This is a genomic window from Bradyrhizobium sp. 76 (assembly GCF_023073025.1).
In the GTDB taxonomy this organism is placed as follows: Bacteria; Pseudomonadota; Alphaproteobacteria; order Rhizobiales; family Xanthobacteraceae; genus Bradyrhizobium.
This window is the reverse complement of sequence record NZ_JADPIS010000032.1, coordinates 1-685: the sequence shown is the minus strand read 5'-3', so window position 1 is coordinate 685 and position 685 is coordinate 1. Positions and strand designations below refer to the sequence as shown.

Annotated in this window: 1 protein-coding gene; it reads right to left on the bottom strand. The window is 64.4% G+C overall.

All coding sequences use genetic code 11. From position 1 onward, the window contains the following. On the bottom strand, positions 1-653 hold a 653-nt coding region (locus IVB48_RS07820), incomplete at its 3' end, for a transposase (protein WP_247399153.1). Positions 654-685 lie beyond the last annotated feature (32 nt).

The following is a 685-nucleotide window of genomic DNA, read 5'->3' as shown; positions in this document are numbered from 1 at the left end:
GTGATCGTCATCAATCTGTTGACCGCGGAATCGTCGATGGCGTCCTGCGCGATCTCGCGGTCGAGCAGGGCCAGATCTTCCGCCAGCCGGTCAAGCTCGCGGACGTGCCGATCGATCGCCGCGCGCTCATCGTCCGGCAACGGTTGGGCGACCAACCACGCCCTGCCGCGGCCGTTGAAAAGATCGGCATGCGGGCACTTCGGGATCAGGTGCGCGTGCAGGATCGAATGCACCTCGTTCTTGAGCCGCGTGCGATGGCGCACGACCTGGTAGCGCCGCGCCACCAGCCGACGCTTGCGTTCCGTCTCCGCGTCAGGCGTCCAGATCTGCGGCAGGTACCCAGCCGCCTGCAGACTGGCGAGCGTGCCGGCATCGATCTTGTCGGTCTTGACGTGAGCCTGGGCGATCGCCTTCACCTGCAGCGGATTGGCGATAATCACCCGTGCCACGAACGGTGCCAGAACCCGCGATACCGCCATGCTGTTGCCGGTCGCCTCGACCACCACCTCATCACTGGCCAGCAGGGTCTTGCCAAATCCCTCCAACGCAGTCCGCGTCATATCAATGCGGCCCGCATGTCGGAGCCTGCCATCCTCCCAAATCACCACCTCCCCGAAAGTTCGGTGGACGTCGATGCCAATCACCCGTCGCATTCGCACCTCCTGCCAATCAGACCACATGACGG